Raw genomic sequence first — 1,604 nt, forward strand, 5'->3', positions numbered from 1 at the left:
CTGGCTCAGAGCGGCACGACTCTCGTCGTGCCCGCCAATCTCACCGACCTTGCCTCGATCGTGACCATGGCGACCAGCATTGCGCGGACCCAGGTGTCTGGGGCGCCGCCCGGGACAGTCGTCAAAACTTGAGCAAGTCGGTCCCTTCCGTCGGGCAAGGCAGCCCGGCGGTTCCCATACGTTTCGTCGAGTTCGTAGCGCTCGCCGCGGCGATGCAGTCGACCCAGGCTCTCGCCATCGACAGCATGCTGCCTGCCTTGCCGGCCATCGCCCGGGCGCTCGGGGTGTCCGATCCAAATCGCGGTCAGTGGATCGTGACCGCGTACATGGCGGGTCTTGGCCTAGGGCAGCTCTTCTGGGGAATGCTCTCCGATCGGTTCGGCCGGCGCCCGGTGTTGCTCGGCGGTCTCACTCTGTACGTGGCAGCGGCGCTCTGCTGTGGGCTCACCGGCGGCTTTCAGGCGCTCCTCGCCGGTCGCTGCCTTCATGGCATCGCTGCCGCGAGCATGACCGTGGTGCGCTCCGCGGTGCGCGATCAGTACTCGGGACGCCGGATGGCGCGCGTCATGTCGCTCATGTTCATGGTGTTTCTCACCGTGCCGATCCTCGCGCCGAGTCTCGGACAGCTGGTGTTGGCCGCTGCATCGTGGCGCTACATCTTCATCACGTGTGGCCTTTACGGCACGCTCGTCTGGGTATGGGCGTGCGCGCGCATGCCGGAGACTTTGCACCCCGAATACCGGCTCAGCTTGCGTCCGCGGCGGGTGGTTGCCGCGGCGAGACGGGTGCTCTGCAACCGCATCTCGATTTTCTACACGTTCGCCTCGACGCTGCTGTTCGGCGCGCTTATTGCCTATGTCGCGATGGTGCAGCAGGTGTTCGCCGACGTGTTCCGGCGGCCGAGTCTCATGCCGGTCATGTTCGCGCTGTGCGCAGTCTTTATGGGTGTCGCCGCGTATTGCAACTCGCGTCTCGTCGAGCGGCTCGGTATGCGGCTCATTTCCCACACCGCGCTGCTCGTGTTCATCGGCGTGGCGACGTTGCATCTGGTCGTGGCCGCGCTCGGCCGGGACGGCATGTGGACCTTCGTGGCGCTGCAAGGCGTGACCATGGCGGCCTTTTCCCTGGCTGCATCCAATTTCGGCGCCATGGCCATGGAGCCCGTGGGATCCGTCGCCGGTATCGGTGCCTCGTTGCAGGGCTGCATATCGACCGGCGCGGCCGCCGTTGTCGCGGCCCTGATCGGCCGCTCTTACCACGGCAGCATCGTGCCCATTCCGCGGGGCGCCCTGTGCTGCGGCCTCATCGCTCTGGCGTGCGTGCTCGCGGCAGAGCGCGGTCGATTATTCCGCCGCCATCATGGCGCGCCGTCGGAGCTCGGGCTCGCGCTCCACTAGCCTTCCGGCGAGTCGAACAGTGCATTGAGAGTCCGCCCCGAAGCGGCGTTCGCGAGTGCGGCGAAGCGGCCGTGCTCGGCAATCTCTTGGGCCGCGTGCATGAATCCGCCCCACGCTGCTCGCGCCAGTGCGCCGCCGACGCTCACGCGGCGCACACCGAGCTCGCCCAATTGCTGCAAGCTCTGCGTCGCCGGCGCCATCACGAGC

Annotated in this window: 1 protein-coding gene and 1 pseudogene; one reads left to right on the plus strand and one right to left on the minus strand. The window is 67.1% G+C overall.

Features of this window, described 5'->3' with window-relative positions:
• The first annotated feature begins 128 nt into the window (after positions 1-128).
• Positions 129-1,397: a multidrug effflux MFS transporter gene (locus WCB02_RS05980; protein ID WP_423956916.1), complete on the plus strand. Its 1,269-nt coding sequence runs from the start codon at positions 129-131 to the stop codon at positions 1,395-1,397.
• On the opposite strand, the pseudogene WCB02_RS05985 reads toward WCB02_RS05980, so the two are convergent.
• Positions 1,394-1,604 (minus strand): annotated as a pseudogene (locus tag WCB02_RS05985) (isocitrate lyase/phosphoenolpyruvate mutase family protein); the annotation flags it as partial. The gene WCB02_RS05980 and the pseudogene WCB02_RS05985 overlap by 4 nt on opposite strands.

This window comes from Bradyrhizobium sp., assembly GCF_049581145.1.
GTDB lineage: Bacteria > Pseudomonadota > Alphaproteobacteria > Rhizobiales > Xanthobacteraceae > Bradyrhizobium.